This is a genomic window from Listeria welshimeri serovar 6b str. SLCC5334 (assembly GCF_000060285.1).
Taxonomy (GTDB): domain Bacteria; phylum Bacillota; class Bacilli; order Lactobacillales; family Listeriaceae; genus Listeria; species Listeria welshimeri.
Window position 1 is genome coordinate 596,063 of the sequence record NC_008555.1, and the last position, 17,989, is coordinate 614,051.

At 35.3% G+C, this 17,989-nt stretch carries 19 protein-coding genes and 1 riboswitch; of the genes, 10 read left to right on the forward strand and 9 right to left on the reverse strand.

Annotated elements, in window-relative coordinates:
• The first annotated feature begins 1 nt into the window (after window position 1).
• The 4 genes from LWE_RS02850 (at window position 2) to LWE_RS02865 (ending at window position 4,228) form a co-directional block, all read left to right on the forward strand.
• The gene (locus LWE_RS02850; protein WP_077904737.1) at window positions 2-1,768 is read left to right on the forward strand and encodes a DAK2 domain-containing protein; all 1,767 of its coding nucleotides are present in this window, start codon (window positions 2-4) and stop codon (window positions 1,766-1,768) included.
• On the forward strand, window positions 1,768-2,538 hold the full coding sequence (locus tag LWE_RS02855; RefSeq protein ID WP_077904738.1) for a DUF1295 domain-containing protein: 771 nt from the start codon (window positions 1,768-1,770) through the stop codon (window positions 2,536-2,538). The genes LWE_RS02850 and LWE_RS02855 overlap by 1 nt, the downstream gene beginning before the upstream one ends.
• A gap of 124 nt (window positions 2,539-2,662) precedes the next feature.
• The gene (locus LWE_RS02860) at window positions 2,663-3,205 is read left to right on the forward strand and encodes a DUF1269 domain-containing protein (RefSeq protein WP_011701404.1); all 543 of its coding nucleotides are present in this window, start codon (window positions 2,663-2,665) and stop codon (window positions 3,203-3,205) included.
• Window positions 3,206-3,427: 222 nt separating this feature from the next.
• Window positions 3,428-4,228: a formate/nitrite transporter family protein gene (locus tag LWE_RS02865; protein ID WP_011701405.1), complete on the forward strand. Its 801-nt coding sequence runs from the start codon at window positions 3,428-3,430 to the stop codon at window positions 4,226-4,228.
• Window positions 4,229-4,266: 38 nt separating this feature from the next.
• Here LWE_RS02865 and metX read toward each other — a convergent pair whose 3' ends face one another.
• Together metX and LWE_RS02875 are read right to left on the reverse strand one after the other, a co-directional pair.
• Window positions 4,267-5,373 (reverse strand): homoserine O-acetyltransferase MetX, encoded by a 1,107-nt coding sequence (metX, locus tag LWE_RS02870; protein ID WP_011701406.1) that lies wholly within the window; start codon window positions 5,371-5,373, stop codon window positions 4,267-4,269.
• A gap of 16 nt (window positions 5,374-5,389) precedes the next feature.
• A complete protein-coding gene (locus LWE_RS02875) occupies window positions 5,390-6,667 on the reverse strand; it encodes an O-acetylhomoserine aminocarboxypropyltransferase/cysteine synthase family protein (RefSeq protein WP_011701407.1) in 1,278 nt (425 codons plus the stop codon).
• A 107-nt stretch (window positions 6,668-6,774) separates the two neighbouring features.
• Window positions 6,775-6,873, reverse strand: a riboswitch (SAM riboswitch).
• 235 nt (window positions 6,874-7,108) lie between these two features.
• Between LWE_RS02875 and LWE_RS02880 the strand changes: the two genes are divergently transcribed.
• Window positions 7,109-7,636, forward strand: a complete 528-nt coding sequence (locus LWE_RS02880; RefSeq protein ID WP_011701408.1) for an HdeD family acid-resistance protein — start codon at window positions 7,109-7,111, stop codon at window positions 7,634-7,636.
• Window positions 7,637-7,679: 43 nt separating this feature from the next.
• Here the strand turns inward: LWE_RS02880 and LWE_RS02885 are convergent, their stop codons facing one another.
• On the reverse strand, window positions 7,680-8,408 hold the full coding sequence (locus LWE_RS02885; RefSeq protein WP_231845339.1) for a DeoR/GlpR family DNA-binding transcription regulator: 729 nt from the start codon (window positions 8,406-8,408) through the stop codon (window positions 7,680-7,682).
• 266 nt (window positions 8,409-8,674) lie between these two features.
• On the opposite strand from LWE_RS02885, the gene LWE_RS02890 reads away from it, so the two are divergent.
• The gene (locus LWE_RS02890; RefSeq protein ID WP_011701410.1) at window positions 8,675-9,826 is read left to right on the forward strand and encodes an iron-containing alcohol dehydrogenase; all 1,152 of its coding nucleotides are present in this window, start codon (window positions 8,675-8,677) and stop codon (window positions 9,824-9,826) included.
• 50 nt (window positions 9,827-9,876) lie between these two features.
• Here LWE_RS02890 and LWE_RS02895 read toward each other — a convergent pair whose 3' ends face one another.
• The 3 genes from LWE_RS02895 to LWE_RS02905 all read right to left on the reverse strand — a co-directional run bounded on the left by LWE_RS02895 (window position 9,877) and on the right by LWE_RS02905 (window position 12,748).
• Window positions 9,877-11,259, reverse strand: a complete 1,383-nt coding sequence (locus LWE_RS02895; RefSeq protein ID WP_011701411.1) for an LPXTG cell wall anchor domain-containing protein — start codon at window positions 11,257-11,259, stop codon at window positions 9,877-9,879.
• Between the two features lie 163 nt (window positions 11,260-11,422).
• Window positions 11,423-12,124, reverse strand: a complete 702-nt coding sequence (locus tag LWE_RS02900; protein WP_011701412.1) for a Crp/Fnr family transcriptional regulator — start codon at window positions 12,122-12,124, stop codon at window positions 11,423-11,425.
• A gap of 75 nt (window positions 12,125-12,199) precedes the next feature.
• A complete protein-coding gene (locus tag LWE_RS02905; protein ID WP_011701413.1) occupies window positions 12,200-12,748 on the reverse strand; it encodes a biotin transporter BioY in 549 nt (182 codons plus the stop codon).
• A gap of 193 nt (window positions 12,749-12,941) precedes the next feature.
• On the opposite strand from LWE_RS02905, the gene LWE_RS02910 reads away from it, so the two are divergent.
• The 4 genes from LWE_RS02910 (at window position 12,942) to LWE_RS02925 (ending at window position 15,553) form a co-directional block, all read left to right on the forward strand.
• On the forward strand, window positions 12,942-13,274 hold the full coding sequence (locus tag LWE_RS02910) for a PadR family transcriptional regulator (RefSeq protein WP_003732635.1): 333 nt from the start codon (window positions 12,942-12,944) through the stop codon (window positions 13,272-13,274).
• Window positions 13,267-13,857 carry an HAAS signaling domain-containing protein gene (locus LWE_RS02915; protein WP_011701414.1) on the forward strand — a complete coding sequence of 197 codons (591 nt, stop codon included), beginning with the start codon at window positions 13,267-13,269 and terminating at the stop codon, window positions 13,855-13,857. Before LWE_RS02910 ends, LWE_RS02915 begins: the two co-directional genes overlap by 8 nt.
• Complete coding sequence (locus tag LWE_RS02920; protein ID WP_011701415.1) at window positions 13,850-14,947, forward strand: DUF4097 family beta strand repeat-containing protein; 1,098 nt, start codon at window positions 13,850-13,852, stop codon at window positions 14,945-14,947. Before LWE_RS02915 ends, LWE_RS02920 begins: the two co-directional genes overlap by 8 nt.
• A gap of 105 nt (window positions 14,948-15,052) precedes the next feature.
• Window positions 15,053-15,553: a GNAT family N-acetyltransferase gene (locus LWE_RS02925; RefSeq protein ID WP_011701416.1), complete on the forward strand. Its 501-nt coding sequence runs from the start codon at window positions 15,053-15,055 to the stop codon at window positions 15,551-15,553.
• Window positions 15,554-15,599: 46 nt separating this feature from the next.
• Here LWE_RS02925 and LWE_RS02930 read toward each other — a convergent pair whose 3' ends face one another.
• The 3 genes from LWE_RS02930 to LWE_RS02940 all read right to left on the reverse strand — a co-directional run bounded on the left by LWE_RS02930 (window position 15,600) and on the right by LWE_RS02940 (window position 17,872).
• Complete coding sequence (locus LWE_RS02930; RefSeq protein ID WP_011701417.1) at window positions 15,600-15,986, reverse strand: hypothetical protein; 387 nt, start codon at window positions 15,984-15,986, stop codon at window positions 15,600-15,602.
• A gap of 53 nt (window positions 15,987-16,039) precedes the next feature.
• Window positions 16,040-16,384 carry a DUF4870 domain-containing protein gene (locus LWE_RS02935; protein WP_011701418.1) on the reverse strand — a complete coding sequence of 115 codons (345 nt, stop codon included), beginning with the start codon at window positions 16,382-16,384 and terminating at the stop codon, window positions 16,040-16,042.
• A 147-nt stretch (window positions 16,385-16,531) separates the two neighbouring features.
• Window positions 16,532-17,872 (reverse strand): MATE family efflux transporter, encoded by a 1,341-nt coding sequence (locus tag LWE_RS02940; protein WP_011701419.1) that lies wholly within the window; start codon window positions 17,870-17,872, stop codon window positions 16,532-16,534.
• Between the last annotated feature and the right edge of the window lie 117 nt (window positions 17,873-17,989).

Sequence of the window (17,989 nt, forward strand, 5' to 3'; positions counted from 1 at the left end):
GATGGAGTCCGAGAGCAGACGTCTTTTACAAAGTATGCTAAACGGAGCGGCAGAAGTTATTAGTAAAAAAGACGAGCTTAATAGAATAAATGTTTTTCCAGTAGCAGATGGCGATACTGGTAGTAATCTGGCTTCTTTAATGCAAGCGATTATTGATAATGTTGCGCCAAAGGAATACTCCACAAAAGAATTACTAGAGGAAGTTGCAAATGCTGCACTTATTGGAGCACGAGGCAATTCTGGGATGATTTTTGCCCAATACTTAACTGCGGTTGCAGAAAGTTATCATCATTTGGAATCAACTTTTGAAGGATTAGTTCAAGCATTTCAAAAAGCGGTCCATAAAGCATATGACGCCTTACTAGATCCGAAAGAAGGTACCATTTTGTCAGTGATGAAAGCTTGGTCTGAGGCTCTTGCGGGGTCATATGAGCAAGAGCGTTCTTTTCCACAATCGTTGTTAAATGCGCAAGTAGTGGCTGAGAAGGCGTTAATTAATACAGAATTTCAAATGCCTATTTTACGGAAAAATCGCTTAGTAGATTCGGGCGCTAAAGGTTTTTATTACTTTATTGCTGGTTTAACAAATGCTTATTGTGGTGAAGCTGTTTCGATTCCTGTAAGTTTTTCGGAAAAGAAAGATATCATTCAACCTAGCCATTTTGAAACGAATGAACCGCTATATCGCTATTGTTCCGAATTTATCATCAAACAAGCGTCCATCTCACAACAAACATTACGTGAAGTTCTTGCTTCTAAAGGTGATTCTCTAGTGATTGCAGGTAATGAAAAACAAATTAAAATTCATATTCATACAAATGAACCTCAAGAAGTTTTACGTTTATTATCTGCATATGGCGTGATGACTTATCAAAAAGTAGATGATATGAAACTTCAATATGAAGTAACAAAAGCACCTCGCGCAAAAATTGCTATCGTAACAGATTCCATTGCTGATTTACCAGAAAAATTTTTACTGGACCATCAAGTGCATGTGTTGCCAATGAACATTTTAGCAGGGGAAGAAAGTTTTCTTGATAAATTAACTGTCGGACCAGCAATGATGAAAGAAAAGCTAGAACAACAGTGGAAAATGAGTACAGCCCAACCAACAATACGGTCAGTGGATGCGCTACTCTCATTTTTAGAAAATAAATATGAACATGTACTAGTTATCACCGTCGCATCTAAGTTAAGTGGAACGTATCAATTAGTTAAACAACGAATACAAGGACGTAACTTATCTTCCAAATGGATACAAGTCATTGATTCAAGATTAAATTCTGTTGCTGAAGGGCTTTTAGTAAAGCAAGCAGTAGAATTAATAGAAATTGGTGAATCATTTGAAAAAGTGACGCAAAAGGTAAAACAATTGATTGAATCGTCATTTATCTATGTGGCAGTGGCAGATTTGTCGCCCATGGTGCAATCCGGTAGAATTCCGCGCGTTTTAGGAAAGATAGCGCAAAAATTGTCTTTACATCCGATTGTTAGCTTAGATGAATCTGGGAACGGAAAATTAATAGGTGTATCTTTTAGTCAAAAACAAAGTATGAAAAAAATAATTAAAAAAGTAACAAAACTACAACTTAAAGAGCTTGCTGTTACACATGTTTGCTCTATAAATGATGCGAAACTTTGGCAGAAGCAACTTGAAAAAGAAACAGGTCGAAATAGCTATCTTGTAGATAGTTCGGCTGCAATTGCGATTAGCGCCGGACTGGGAAGTGTCGCAGTCGCTGGCATTAAAGAGGAGGAAACAATATGATGTACTGGATAGTAGCTCTTGCTTTACTTGTTTATTTTGTACTCTGGTTTATTATTTCAAAAGTGAAAGGTAAGTATTCCTTAGTAGATATTGCTTGGGGCGGAGGATTCGTCGTGGTTGCATGGACAGGTTTTTTAACTACGTTTAGTATCACTGCCCAAAGTATCACCATTCTTATTTTAGTCACTTTGTGGGGTGTACGTTTATTTTGGCATCTAGCTCGTAGAAATTGGAATAAGCCTGAAGATTATCGTTATGTAAATATGCGCAAACGATGGGGAACCACATTAGTTAATTTAAAGGCCTTTTTAAATGTATTTGTATTACAAGGGGTATTATTGTTTATTATTGCTTTACCAATTACACATACTTTTGCTAATGAAAGTGTAGACTTTGCATGGTGGCAAATCCTTGGAATTATTCTCTGGATTATTGGTTTCATTTTTGAAGTTGGTGGCGATCGTCAACTCGAAAACTTCAAAAAAAATCCAGCTAATAAAGGAAAATTACTGACAACCGGTTTTTGGTCAGCTACAAGACATCCAAATTATTTTGGAGAAGCGCTTAGTTGGTGGGGTGTATTTTTAGTTGCATTAACGCAAATGACAGATATTTGGTTAATTATTAGTCCTGTAGTAATCACATTATTGCTATTGTTTGTTTCAGGAGTTCCTTTACTTGAAAAAAAATATCAAGATAGAGAAGACTTTAAAGCTTATGCAAATAAAACATCTAAATTTTTCCCGTTTTTAGGAAAAAAAGGTTTATAAAATAGTACTTACATTTCAATAATGTTATTAATTGCTATTTGCCTTCTAAAACGAGTAAAATAAGCAATAGGCATGATAAAACATTCCTAAGTACAATACTTGATAAGCGGAAGGGGTATAACAGATGAAAAAAGAAAAAACAGTCTTAATTATGAATTTTGATGAGGAAAGTATTTCTTATCAAGCATTTTCTGAAATGAAAAGATTACATGAAGAACGCAAAATCATCGGTTATCAAATGGCAGTTGTAAAACATGAGCCAGGCAACAAACTTGTTGCACAAGATTTTCTTGACTTTACTGGTGCCGATAAAAATATGAAAGACAGCCTTATTGGTATGCTAATTGGTATTTTAGGCGGACCATTCGGTATTTTAATTGGTTGGATGGTTGGTGCTATCGTTGGTTCTATGCAAGATGCTGGCGAAGTGAAAAATGCACTAACTGTATTTGAAAGAACGCTAAAAACAATTCCTGAAGGTTCTACAGGCCTTATTCTAATCGCTACAGAGCAAGAACTAGCGAATGTAAATGATGTTGCAATGGATGAACTACACGGCCGTGTTCAACGTATGGACGAAGCTATCGTAGCGCAAGAAATTAAAAGCGCTCAAGAAACAGAAGGAAAAGCAAAAGATTCCGCGAAAAAACATTGGTTCAACAAATAAAATCATTTCATCGAGGACAGAGTAATCTGTCCTCTTTTTGTTTTAATAAGGGTGAATAGGGGAAATAAACAACATAAAATAGACTTATAGAAACTTTTTTCAAGATGGTAACGCTTAACTCATTTTTATTTTCTGAAAACTATTTGCATCAAATTAAAAACATGCTACAATAAACAAGTTGTGAATTTCACAAGAAAATTTTTTGTCTGGAGATGAAATAATTTGGATGTTGAAAATAGTCCATTAATGCAGAAAATTGATTATAGTACGCGCAAAAAAATTGATTTAGTAAATAATAGTGTTCTTCGTTATATTGTGCGCGCAATGTTAGCATGTTTATTCTTAACGCTAGGGACTGCGGTCGCTGTGATGATTGGTGATAAAGTGGATCATTTCGCACCAGGCCTTGGTAAAATCACTTATGCATTTATGTTTAGTTGGTCGCTCGTAATGATTATTTATATGAATGCTGAGCTTGGAACTTCGAACATGATGTATATGACAACTGGTGTCTACCAAAAAATTGTTAAACCTGGAAAAGCATTACAAATTTTAATGCTTTGTGTTGTTTGTAATTTATTTGGAGGAATTCTTGCAGGGTATTTAGTTTCCCTTACTTCTGTTTTCCATAATCTGCCAGCTGATCATTTCTTGTTTACGGCAGTTAGCGGTAAATTAGAAAAAGAACCATTACAAATTTTTGTAGAAGGTATTTTCGCCAATATTGTTGTAAATACCGCTGTGCTTTGTACGCTCCGAATGAAAGATGACGCTGGTAAAGTCATTGCGATGATTTTTATTATTTTCATCTTTGCATTCTTAGGATTTGAGCACGTTATCGCCAACTTTTCTTCATTCTCATTAGCATTTTTCGCTTCTGGCGGAACACTTGCTGCCATGACGGTTGGAAATGTAACTGTCAATTTAGTACTTGCTTTACTTGGGAATTTTGTAGGTGGTGGCCTTGTCATCGGACTCGGCTATGCTTGGCTTAATCGAACGAAATCAATCTATAAAGACTAATAAAAAAGTTACCTCGGATATTTTCGAGGTAACTTTTTTTATATGCTTTTAACTGGCAAATTACTTAAAAATGAACGAATAAGCGGTTCGAATTTCGGTACTTCTTTTTCTACTAAAAAAGCATCATGACCGTATTCTGAGGCTACTTCATGGTAAGTAACTGGCACATCCCAATCTTTTAAAAGCGCGTAGCCACGTCGTAAATCGTGAATTCGGAAAAGCTGATCAGTAGTGATACCAATGAGCAAATATGGAATTTTTATTTTCGCAAAAGCAGGTAAATCATCCTTTGTTGGTGCAGTCACGTCGAATAAATCAATCGCCTTCGTTAAATACAAATAACTATTCGCATCAAATCGCTCTACAAAAGTATCTCCTTGGTATTGTAAATAAGACTCAATTTGAAAATGCTCTTTTGAGAAAGCGGCTGGGGAAGATTCGGCGACAGTGAAACGTTCAAATCGCTTGGAAAACAGTTCACTTGTCCGATAAGTCATCATTCCAACCATTCTCGCAGTTGCAAGCCCGCCCTCAGGTTGACCAATATAGTTACCACCATTGAAATCAGGATCATTCAAAATCGCCATTCGCATAATCAAGTTGTATCCAATCGCATCTGGCCCAGCAGCAAGCGGGGAGGCAATATTGATAATGCTATCCGTTATATCAGCATAATCAATTGCCCATTCTGTCGCCTGCATACCACCCATCGATCCACCAATCACCGAAACTATCCGAGTAACTCCAAGTTGTTCCAAAAGTTCCCGCTGCACCTTAATAATATCTTTAATCGAAAAACCGGGAAATTGCAGTCGAAAAGGCTCGCCTGTTTTTGGGTTAATAGAAGAAGGGCCAGTCGTACCACTACAGCCGCCAAATACATTCGTACAGACAAGGAAATATTTATCTGTATCAATCGTTTTCCCCGGTCCAATATAATCATCCCACCAACCAGGCGCATCATCTTCATAATGTTTCGCTGCATGAGCCGTCCCAGTAAGCGCATGCTCTAACAAAATACAATTATCGCGTGACTCAGAAAGTTTGCCATATGTTTCATAACCAACTAAAACAGGACTCAATGTTTCTCCATTTTCAAGTAGAAGAGGACTTTTTTGGAATAGTTCTTTTTGTTGTAAGGTCAATTCTCTTCACTTCCTCCTAAATTTGCTCTAGTGCTTTCGTCAAATCTTGAATGATATCATCTGCATTTTCGATTCCGATAGACAAGCGAATAGATTCTGGTTTTACTCCAGCTGTTAATTGTTGCTCTTCGTTTAATTGTTGATGTGTTGTGGATGCAGGGTGAATAATTAGCGATTTTGCATCACCAACATTCGCTAAATGCGAGAATAATTCGACGGACTCAATAACTTTTTTTCCAGCCTCATAACCACCTTTTACTCCAAAAGTGAAAATTGACCCTGGACCTTTTGGTAAATATTTTTGCGCTAAATCGTAATATTTATTATCTTTTAAGGCTGGATAGTTCACCCAAGCTACTTTTGGATGATCATTTAAGAAATTGGCTACTTGTTTGGCATTTTTCACGTGTTGCGTAAGACGAAGGGATAATGTTTCTAGACCCAAGATAAGCAAGAAGGCATTGAAAGGGGAAAGGGCAGCACCAGTGTCACGAAGAAGCGAGACACGCAGTTTGGTAATATAAGCCGCCGCACCAACATCATTTGTATAAGATAAACCGTTGTAGCTATCATCCGGCACAACTAGCTTTGGAAATTTGCCATTTGCCCAATTAAATTTACCAGAATCAATGACCGCCCCGCCAATCGCAACCCCATGACCACCAATAAATTTTGTCGCCGAGTAAACGACAATATCAGCACCAAAATCAAATGGGCGATTTAAATAAGCGGTCGCAAATGTATTATCAATAATAAGTGGGATATCGGATGCGTGCGCAATATCCGCTACTTTCTCAATATCCACAATATTAATATCAGGATTTCCAATTGTTTCAATGAATACTGCTTTCGTATTTTCTTTAATCGCTTTTTCAAAATTTTCAGGTTCATTTGGGTCAACAAAGGTAACATCAATTCCAAATGTTTTAAATGTATGAGAAAAAAGAGTGTGGGTTCCACCATAAAGGGTTGCGGCTGCAACAATATGATCACCTGACCCCGCAATATTCAAAATAGAATAAGTAATAGCGGCCATACCAGAAGCAGTTGCAACGGCACCAATACCGCCCTCAAGTAAAGTTAATCGTTCTTCTAAAACAGCTGTAGTAGGATTCATAATACGTGTATAAATATTTCCAGTTTCTTGTAAACCAAATAAAGCTGCGGCATGTTCAGGACTATCAAAAGTATACGATGTTGTTTGATAAATCGGTACGGCTCTCGAATGCGTATCGCCGTCTGGTGTATGTCCACCATGTACTTGAATTGTCTCAAATTGATACTCATTGCTCATAAAAACCACTCCTTTTAATATGTATTTATCAGTAAATCCAATCAAAAAACCTCCCTAGCAGTATATAAGCCGCCAGAGAGGATAGAATTTCCTAAACTTGGATTTCCGACTTATCTTTCAGAATATACTGCTGGAATTAGCACCGTGAAAATTTTCCGGTTGCTAAGGCTTCAAAGGGCCAGTCCCTCCACCTTTCGTGATAAGAAAATACTATTAAATTAAGTTATATAATACGCTGGTTGAAAAGAATTGTCAACTATCGATGTGAATGAAATTGTGAAATATATTATGAAAATTTTGTGACGAATAATCCTTTAAATGAAATAAGTAAGTCAAAAAGGGTTTTAATTTTCTTTTTTTAGGTTATTATAGTTAAGACTAATAATATTTCATCAAAAGTGGGGTTGAATTAGGACAAACAAAAGGGAGTTGAAATAATAAATGAAGACTTTTACACGAATTCTTGTTTTACTAGCAGGAATTGCAATGATTGTACTTGGAATTTGGTTCTTATTCCATCCGGGGATTTCTCTATTAACCTCGACATTAATGATTGGATTCTTATTACTGATTTCTGGTATTTTCCACACAATCTCTTATTTCTCAGACAGAAAATCACAAAATGTTTCTGGTTGGGTACTAGCTGACGGAATTTTATCCATCTTACTAGGTTTCTTGCTATTATTTAATGAATTTGAGGGAACGTTAACACTTGTATTACTTTTTGGTATGTGGGTACTGTTTGCTGGTATTATGCGTACAATTGGCGCGTTTACTGCCAAACAAAATAATGTACAAGGTTGGGGTTGGATCCTAACAGTTGGTATTATTGGTATCATTGTTGGATTTATCGCTCTCTTCAATCCAGTTATATCAGCAATTGGAATAGTACTTATCGTTGCAATTTTCTTTATTGTTCAAGGTATCGGAGCAATTGCAACATTCTTCTTTATTGGTAAAAATAATTAAGAAAAAAAAGCGAAATCAGCGGTTGATGGCTGGTTTCGCTTTTTTAAAAAATTAATTCAATTGATTTACTGGTTAAAAATTCTAGCCATTCTTTGGAGGGTTTTTGATCAGTAATAATACAATTGATTTGGTCGAAATTCATTATTTTTACAAAAGCAACTTTATCAAATTTAGTATGGTCAGCAAGAAGAATCACCTTGGTGGCTTTTTTTGCCATATTTCGCTTTAAATCACCTTCTGGATCATTAGAATCCGTGATACCATGAGTCATAGAAAGGCTCTTACAACTAAGAAGGGCAATATCGGCGTTATAATGTTCCACTGTACTTGCAGAAACGGTGCCAACAAGTGACATGGATTTCGTGCGTAATTCTCCACCAGTAGATATAATTGTAAAAGAAGAATTGGAGAACTCTTGTAGAGCGATAATTGAATTAGTAATTAATGTTATTTTACTCTTTTGAAGTTGAATTTCTTTTAAGGATTCCAATACAGTAGAGCTTGTATCAGCCATAATTGTATCACCATCATGAAGTAATTCATTCATTTTTGAAGCGATATTCTTTTTAGCTTCTATATTAATAGCATTTCTTGTTTGATAAGGTAAGTCTTCATTCGTATGAAGGTTCAGAGTTGCCCCTCCATAAGTACGTGTAACAATACCTTCTTTTTCCATTTTTTCAAAATCTCTTCTGATTGTTTCTTCCGTCACTTTAAATTCTTCAGCAAGAGTAGAAACGAATGCTTTTTTGTCACGGTATAAGTGATGCATAATTTTTTCTCTACGTTCAAAAGCTAAAATATTAAACATCTCCTTTGCCATTTTTCTTTTATTATAGCCTTTAATCCAACATAAAACCACTTAATTTTGGTAAAGAAAAGCAGACTCATTTTTGTATAAAGAAGATAAAACAACATTTTAATGCTTTGTTTGTGTTGACTTATGTTTGAATTGTCGTTATTATGAAGAAGTAGAAAACGTTTTCAAAGTAATGCTATGATTTGTGAAAATACGAGCAAATAGGAGGAGAACAGAAAATGACAACACAAGTATTTTATGTGCCAGCAGTTAATTTAATGGGTAGAGGTTGTATATCGGATATTGGTGAACATATTCAAGAATTAGGATTTAAAAAAGCACTTTTAGTAACAGATAAGTTTTTAAGTAGTAGCCCAATCTTGGATAAAGTAATTGCGCCATTAAAAAAAGCGGGAGTCGCATTTTCGATTTTTGATGATGTAAAACCAAATCCAACATGCGAAAACGTCAACCAAGGATTAGCATTTTTGAAAAAAGAGAATTGTGATTTTATTATTTCTGTTGGTGGTGGCTCGCCTCAAGATGCTGCTAGTGGAATTAGTATTTTAGCGACAAATGGTGGAGATATGCGTGATTATGAAGGCGTTCATCAATCTAAGAAAAAAGGATTGCCTGTAGTTGCAATTAATACGACAGCTGGGACATCTGCTGAAATCACGATTAATTATGTCATTACAGATGAAGACCGTGGTGTAAAAATGGTTTGTGTTGATAAAAATAGTCTTGCACGAATTTCTGTCAATGATCCAGAATTAATGGTGGACAAACCGGCAGCATTAACCGCAGCAACTGGTATGGATGCACTAACCCATGCTGTTGAAGCATTAGTAACACCAGGTGCATATCCTGTAACCGATGCTACAGCAGTTGCAGCGGTTGAGCTAATCTTCAATTATTTACCTCGTGCCGTAAAAGATGGCCACGATATCGAAGCAAGAGAACAAATGGTATACGCGATTTTCTTAGGAGGTATGGCTTTCAATAATGCGGGACTTGGTTTTGTACATGCGATGGCTCATCAACTTGGTGGAGTGTATGATTTGCCACATGGTGTATGTAATGCAATGCTTCTACCAATTGTAGAACGTGAAAATGCTAAGCGAGTACCAGAAAAATTCCGCAAAATTGCAAAAGCGATTGGGTTGGATGTGACAAATAAATCCAATCAAGAATGTGCGGATTATGCAATTAAAAAAATTCGGGAGTTATCCATTGAAGTAGGTATTCCTGAAAAGTTATCAGAACTGGGTGTAACAGAAGTTGATTTAAATAAATTAGCAGATAACTCACTTAAAGATGCCTGTGCTCCAGGAAATCCATTTATGCCTACAAAAGAAGAAACAATCGCAATGTTTAAAGAGATTTTATAATCCAATAAAAAAGAAGCTATCTAAATCAAATTAGATAGCTTCTTTTTGTGTTATGCTTGTTTTTTACGAAGTACAATTACAGTACCACTAGCTAAAAGAAGACCAATAGCAGTTAGTGGAAGAGAGCTTTCATCACCTGTTTTCGGTAATGTGCCTTCAGATTTTTTAGGGTCTTTAACTTTTACGTTATTTTTATTGCTATTTTTAACAATTGTTTTGATATCAGGTTTTTTAGCAGTTACAGTTGGTGTTTCAACGATTTCCATATCTTGTCCAATATAGGAATAACCACCATAATCACTATAATTACCATTATCATCAAAAGCGAATAAAACAAAGAAATCATTTTGTTTTAATGGAGTTTTTAGTTTTAATGTAAAGTTTCCGCTTGAGTCAGATGTAGTTGTTGCAATTAAATCACCATTTTCACTAAGCATTTCAACTGTTACATTAGAAGATGTTTTACCGTAGATAACTTTAGCAGTACTATTTTTTTCATCAAGTACAGGTGTTTTAAGTGTTGCTACATTATTGATTACAAAGTATGAAACTGTTACTTCTTGAGTATTACCAGCTGTATCTTTTGCAATAATCACAGTCTCATGATATCCAGTTGTAGCAGTACTAGCTTCATAACCAGGTTTGAAAGAAAGCTTAACCTTACCAGCGTTATCAGTAGCTATTACAAAATCTTCTGGTGTTAGAACTTCACCTTTAGTAAAGACGGAATCTTCATCAATTAATGATACTTCTGGTGGAGTTTGGTCGATAACATAGAATGGTGCAACTAATTCTTCTGTTTTTCCATCTTTAGTAGCTACAATCGTTGTGGAAAAATATCCTGGTGTTGTAGTAGATGGCACACCAGTTTTGAAACTTAATTGTACACCTGCAGCTGGTGTTGCAAATTGACTTGGTGTTGGTTTAGAACCTTGTGCAATTACAGGAGTTGTTTTTAGAGTTGCAAGTGGAGTAGCTGCTTTTACTGTATAATCAGCAGTTACTTCAACAGATGTTGCATCATCAAAAGTAACAAGAATTACTGTGGAATAATTACCAGCAGTAGCTGTTGTTGGAGCCCCGTTTTTAAAAGCAAAAGTAGGCTTGTTTGTATCATCATTAATTGTTACAAAATCAGTTGCTGCAGGTTTTGCGCCAATTTCAAATGAAAGGCCAGTTTTTGCGGTAACAGCATTGGGTGCTGCTTTTAAAGGTTTTTTAATTGTTTCACTTGGTTCTGTTGCTTTTTCGTCCTTAATTGTCTCTTTTTCTACAACGTTAGTTTGCTCTTTTTCTACTGCAGTTGAAGACTCGACAGTGGAATCTTTTACTTCTTCGCTTTCAGTGTTTTCTGTAGCAAAAACGGGAGCACTAATAGATAAAGCTAGCCCGATTGCCAGTGTTGCAACTAATCCTTTTTTTAAGTTTTTCATTCAATGTCCTCATTTCCCTTTTTTTGTATGTTACATAGTTAATTATAAGGGAGTTGGTATGGATAAGGAAGTAAATATTGAGCGATTTAGTAAATATATTACAAAATTGTGTCGAAAAAAAGAAGTGTATTTTTTTTAGTAAATACACTTCTTTTTTGACCATTTATAAATATGGTTTGTATGTATTGGTTAAGTTCTGTTTATGTTTCTCGAAGTCAATTATACGCCAAGGTTTAGGTGATAAGGCGATAATACCTTCTTCTTCTAGCTTTCTTAAATTTGTCGCAACATAAGCACGAGCTAAATTTAAATAATTGCCTAAGATTTTTTGTGTGAAATAGTATGGGACTAAGCATGATCCATCCGACTCAATCCTGCCAAATCGTTCACCACATGCAATTAATCCAGCTAAAACTTTTTCACTTGAAGGTAAATTAACGTAAGATTCTCGTTCTAAAATTGGTTCAACCATATTTTGCATTAAGGTATTCATGTGCCAAAATACATCAGGTGAGCTCAGAAATTTACCTAAAACATATTTACGTTCAAATTGATAAATACTTACTTCACTAATGGTTGTATAATTTACTGGTGATTTTGCACCGCCGAGCATTGTAAGTGGTCCAATCGAATCGCGTTTTCCTAAGAAACTAATAATGCTATCCTCTTTGCACGTATTTTTACTCATTGCAACTACACCTTCTTCTATGATGTAGAAGTAAGCAGTTTCTTCACCTTCAATTAAAATCTTTTGATTACGTCTAAATCGAATTCTTTTATATGGAAGAACCGCTTCATTCGAATCTTTTAACAGTTCTAGTAAATCTGCGTTGTAAAAACTATTTTCCTCATTCAGTAATGACATATACCGAGTCCCCTTTTCTCAGTGTTAATCATTATCATTATATAGGAGATGACTCAAAATGTGTATCAATGGGGCTTAATATGCTTTAAGTAGTTTTGCTTTGATTAATCGATCACGAATTAATATACCTAAAATAGCAGCAAAAACAGCTTTAATAATACCAGGAATAATAAAAGGAACCATCCCAGTTAAAAAGGCAGTTGGCCAGTCAAGTCCAGTACTCACTTTAAGCCATAATACACCAAATATAAGCGTTACAATTGCTCCTAAAATATTAGCTACAATAGCATAAGGAACAGTGAATTTCGTTTTTTGAAGTAACCAACCCGTAAGCAGTGCATTAAAAATAAATCCGATAATAAAGCCGCCAGTCGGACCAAATATAATTCCAATTCCAGCTGTCATTCCTTGAAAAACAGGAATTCCGACTGCACCGAGAACAATGTAAACTAATACCGAAATTGTACCATGACGAGCGCCAAGGATAGTTGCAGCTAGGCCAATGGCGAAAGTTTGACCAGTGAGTGGAATAGGACCTAGCGGAATGGCGACTTGCGCAAGTATAGCAATTATAACGGCAAACAAAGAATCAATGACTAAAAATTTCAATTTCTGATCTCGCATAAAAATACCTCTCCTCAATGTAAACTTATTACTAAAATAGGTTAACATTTATCAACTTAAAAAACAATACTACTTTTTTAATTCAGTACCTTGCAATGAACACTAGTGTATGATAAACTATAGTGGTAGTGAACAATATATAGTAGTGGTGTATTAATACTAGTGTGCAATATGACAGAATGGAGGAGTTAGCATGGAAGTTAACCCACAATTCAAAAAAGGTGTGTTAGAACTTTGCTGTTTATTTTTAATTCAAAAGAAAGATTGCTATGGCTATGAATTAGCCAATCAAGTTTCTAAATATATTGAGGTAGCTGAAGGGGCTATTTATCCAGTGCTTAGAAGACTAGTAAAAGAAGAGTATTGCTCCACTTATTTAGTAGAATCAAATGAAGGTCCATCAAGAAAATACTATCAGCTGACGGTAAAAGGGGAAATTTACTTGAATGAGCTAATCTCTGAATGGAATAATTTTACAGATAGTGTTGCAAAGCTTTTAACGGAAGGGGAAGCAGTAAATGAATAAACAAGATTTTCTAAATGAATTAAATCAGCGACTAGAATTGCTTGATCCAAAAGAACGAAGAGAACTATTGTCTGACTATCAAGAGCATTTTAGAAACGGTATTGAAGCGGGGAAAAGTGAAGAGCAAATCGTATTTGACCTAGGTAAGCCAGAAGAAATTGCCGCAGATATTTTAAGTGAACGCGACATTCGTGAAGAACATGTTGAAACAGATTATTATTATGTTCCAAGGAAAAACCAAAATGAAAATAGATCAATGAGTAAACAAATTTTAATTGGAGTAGGCTTATTTTTCTTAGATATTTGCCTTATTATCCCAATTATGGTCTCCTTGTGGGCTCTAGTTATTTCACTATGGACAACAGTTGGAGCATTCATTCTTTCACCAATTTTGCTTGGTGTTGGACTTTTATTTGGAGAAGAAATCGAAGTGTATCAAATGTTTATGTCCATTGGGCTTGTTGGACTAGGATTGATGCTTTTATTTGTAGTAAATATTCTATCTAGTTTTACAATCAAAACGACAATGGCAATTATCCAGTGGCATAAATATGCAGTAAAAGGGGGCGGAAAAAATGCGTAAACGTCATTTAAGTAGTAAATTATTTTTCGCCGGATTAGTGTTATTTATTATTGGGGCTATTGGTGTGGCACTGACGATGAAATCAGGCGACATGATTGAAAAAGGCGAATCACTTACAAAAGAGTGGGATTTAGCAAACGGTGATATTAGTAAAATTGCTTTCTCTTCAAACCACGATACATTAGTTGAGTGGAAAGAAAGTACGAATGGTAAAAATTACGTGGAACTAAAAGGTAATTATTCAAAAGACGATAAAAAAGCAATCGAAAAATTAAAACCAGTTTCAGACAATGGGAAAACTATAGATATTAATGTACCAGAAGAAAACAATTGGTTTAACTTTGGGAAGATATATGCCTATGGTCAACAGAAGTTAACAGTTTATTTAACAAAAGACTCAAAGCTAAATGCTTTACAAGTTAAAACAAATTCTGGGGATTTAAATATCTCGAATTTTAAAGTAGAAAAACTTGTTACTTCATCAAGCTCTGGTGAGTTAAAAGTTAATCGAATAGTAGCTGATACTGCGAAAATTTCTACATCCTCCGGGGATATCGACCTTTCGAACACAAAAGCGAATACAGTACTTGAAACCAATTCCGGAGAAACCAATATTACAAAATTAACTGGTGATTTAGAGTTGGATGGTAGCTCAGGTGATGTAACTGCTAATGGTATAAAAGCGAAAAATCTTAAAATCGCGATAAGTTCTGGTGAAATAGAGTTTACAAACGGTGCGGTAACTGAATTAGCGATATTAACTACAAGTTCAGGCGATATTTCTGCCCATTCAAAAGGGGAACTGCATGTCGAATCTAATTCGGGATCCATTGAGGTAGAAGGTGTAACAAATAACTTAACAGCGAATACTAGCTCAGGTGATATTGAAGCATCCGTTGTTGAAACGGTTAAAAAAATTCAAATGAATACTAATTCAGGAGAAATCGATTTAAAACTACCTACTGATTTTAAAGCAATCTATGAAACGAAAAGTAATTCTGGTAGTATCAAAGTTCCTACAAGCGATACAAACACAGAAAATCGTGTAACAGTAAAATCAAGCTCAGGTGATATTACAATTGAAAAATAAAGAATTCTATGCGCTAATTATTTAATTAGCGCATTTTTTTGTAAAAAAGGGGTAAAGTCTGATAAACTGCTTCATCAATATATGTAAGTGGAAGGAGAATGTGTGATGGATTTTCATATTAGAAAAGCAACGAATTCTGATGCCGAGGCTATCCAACAAGTAGCGATTACTTCGTGGCATCATACTTATCATGACTTAATTCCAATTGATGTACAAGATGACTTTTTAGAAAGATTTTATAATGTAGAAACGCTACACAATCGTATTTCTGCAACCCCTTTTGCCGTTGTAGAGCAAGCAGACAAGGTTATTGGTTTTGCGAATTTTATTGAACTTGAGAAGGGGAAAAGTGAACTTGCGGCATTTTATTTACTTCCAGAAGTGACTCAGCGGGGAATTGGCACAGAGTTATTAGAAGTTGGAATGACTTTATTTCACGTCCCATTACCGATGTTTGTTAATGTGGAAAAAGGAAATGAAAATGCCATTCATTTTTATGTAGCAAAAGGATTTGTTAAAGTAGAAGAATTTACAGAGGATTTTTACGGGTATCCATTAGAAACAATACGCTTTAATTTGAATCATCATGCTTTTGAAGAAGAATAAAAAAATGTCTATTCTAGTTGAAAAATCAATTAGGATAGACATTTTTTTATTTGGTAGCAGCTTTTCCACTTGTGTGTCTGCCACCACGTAAAAAGAAGAAAATAATTGCTAATATTGCCATGATTACTCCTGCAAGAACACAAATACCAACAGAAATGAACATGCCGGAAACTTGAATAATGCCAAGGATGATGACTGTTACAACCACTCCATAAGCAAATCCCCATATTCCAAACGTTAAATAGCTAGCTTTTTTACTAAAACCGTAAAATAATTCACCTAGTGTAGAGGCAACTAAAATTACAGGTGCGGCAAAAAGTATTGCTGAAAAACCAAGCTGAGCTGTAACTTTTTCAAAGAGGATAGTTTCGATTAATAGTGCAGAAAATATTCCTAAAACAAAAATGGATAAATAAGCGATAATAAAACGCATCAAAAAAACCTCCTAAACTTATGCTATATTATAGCATAAATTAGGAAGTTAGATTAACATCTAGCCCAGTTATCTTCACTCCGCTTTACGATACGAGTAATCCCTTGAATTAAATTGAAAATAACGATGGATACATTTAGAAACACGATAATAAATACGGTAGCTAAAGCAAGAAAATGGGTGGTATCCGCACTATTTGTACTAAAAGGAACATTATTATAAAGTAAAATTATTACAACAAGACCAGCTACAAATGTGGTTTGTGTCAGTAACGCCCATTTCAAATGGTGTCTTACTTCTTTATCTTTATTTGTACACCAAAAAATAGAAGGAATGATAATTGGAGCAAAGAAAAGACTGAAATAACTAAGTGCGCTAATCATTTTTTTATCAAACATTTCTCATCGATCCTCTCATTTGTTTATAAGTCTATTATAGCGGGGAAAGAGAAATGGAACCATCGAATTAGGTGACGATATCAAAATGAAAATGACAGTTTTGTCATATACAAAAACGCCCCTTCGAGAAATCAAAGAGACGTTTCTTCAAATAATGGACTTTAAGGACCAAACTTTACTGCGCCATCTGCGGTACATTAAAACAGCTCGGACGCCTTCATCGATAATATAAGCAATCCAAACACCAACGAGACCTAATCCAGCTGAAATTCCAAGGACATAAGAAAACGGCAAACTAACTATCCACATAACGATAAGTCCGCATATGAACGGAAAACGGACATCACCAGTAGAATTGAGACTACTAATGATAATAATATTGGTTGCACGTCCAAGCTCAAGGAAAATCGATAGTAAAAATAATTCTTTCGTCATCTGAATGATTTCGGTATTTGTTGTAAAAAGTCGCATAATTGGTTCCGCAAACAAGTAAATGGAAACACTAACGACAATGGCGACAACTAAACCAATTTTCCAGCTACGTAAGCCTTGTTTATAAGCTTTATCTATTTCTTTGGCACCAACAGCTCGACCAATAATAATCTGGGATGCTTGCCCCAGTGCAATAGCAAATAAAGCGACAAACTGACTTACGGTAGAAGCATATACCTTTGTTGTCAGTGCTTCTGTACCTAAAATAGCTATAATTGCGGTTACAACTAGTTGAGATCCTGCATAAGACAAATTTTCTCCGGCAGAGGGAAGACCCAAGCGCAAAATCGAATAAAGTAGCTTTTTGGAAACTTGTTCTAATTTTCTAAAATGGAATGTGTAACCGATGTATTTTTTTAACATCCAAATTGCTAGACCCATTCCGACGAAATTGGCGACAGCAGTTGAAATTCCAACCCCAGCCACACCAAAGTCTAAATAAGCAAGTGGACCGTAAAGGAATAAGTAATTACCAACGACGTTAATAATGCTAATTGTAACAGGAACAAGAATGGATTGCCTTACATAACCATGTGCCCGAAGAATTGGCAAAATCGAAGCGTGAATCGCGATAACAACGGAACTGCCACCAATAATTTCTAAAAAGGGTGCACCAACTTGTACTAAATGAGGGTCAATTCCCATCCAAGCAAGAAAGTTTTTGGACATGAAAATGAATATTATACTCATAACAATACCAATTAAGAAAGCGACCACTAAACCATTTGTAATTACATTCTCAATTTCTTTATGCTTTTTAGCTCCAATCATTTGAGCTACGATGATTTGCACACCAACACTGATGAAGCCATAAATAATAATCGAAATTACAAGAATTTGATTGGCAACTCCTGTCGCAGCCACTGCATCATCTGAATAATGGCCCAACATAAAAACATCAATATAACTAATCATCAGGCGTAAAAATTGCTCTAAGAAAATCGGCCAAGCTAGCGTGAAAAGGCTTATACTCGCTACTTTATGTGCTGAATTCAATTATTTCCCTCCCTTCTTTTTTAAACATAATTAAAGCCATTATAAGGTAATTAAAGTTAAAAGTATAGATTAATTTCAAAATAACTCCAAGATATTACTTGACAAAAAAGGAATAAA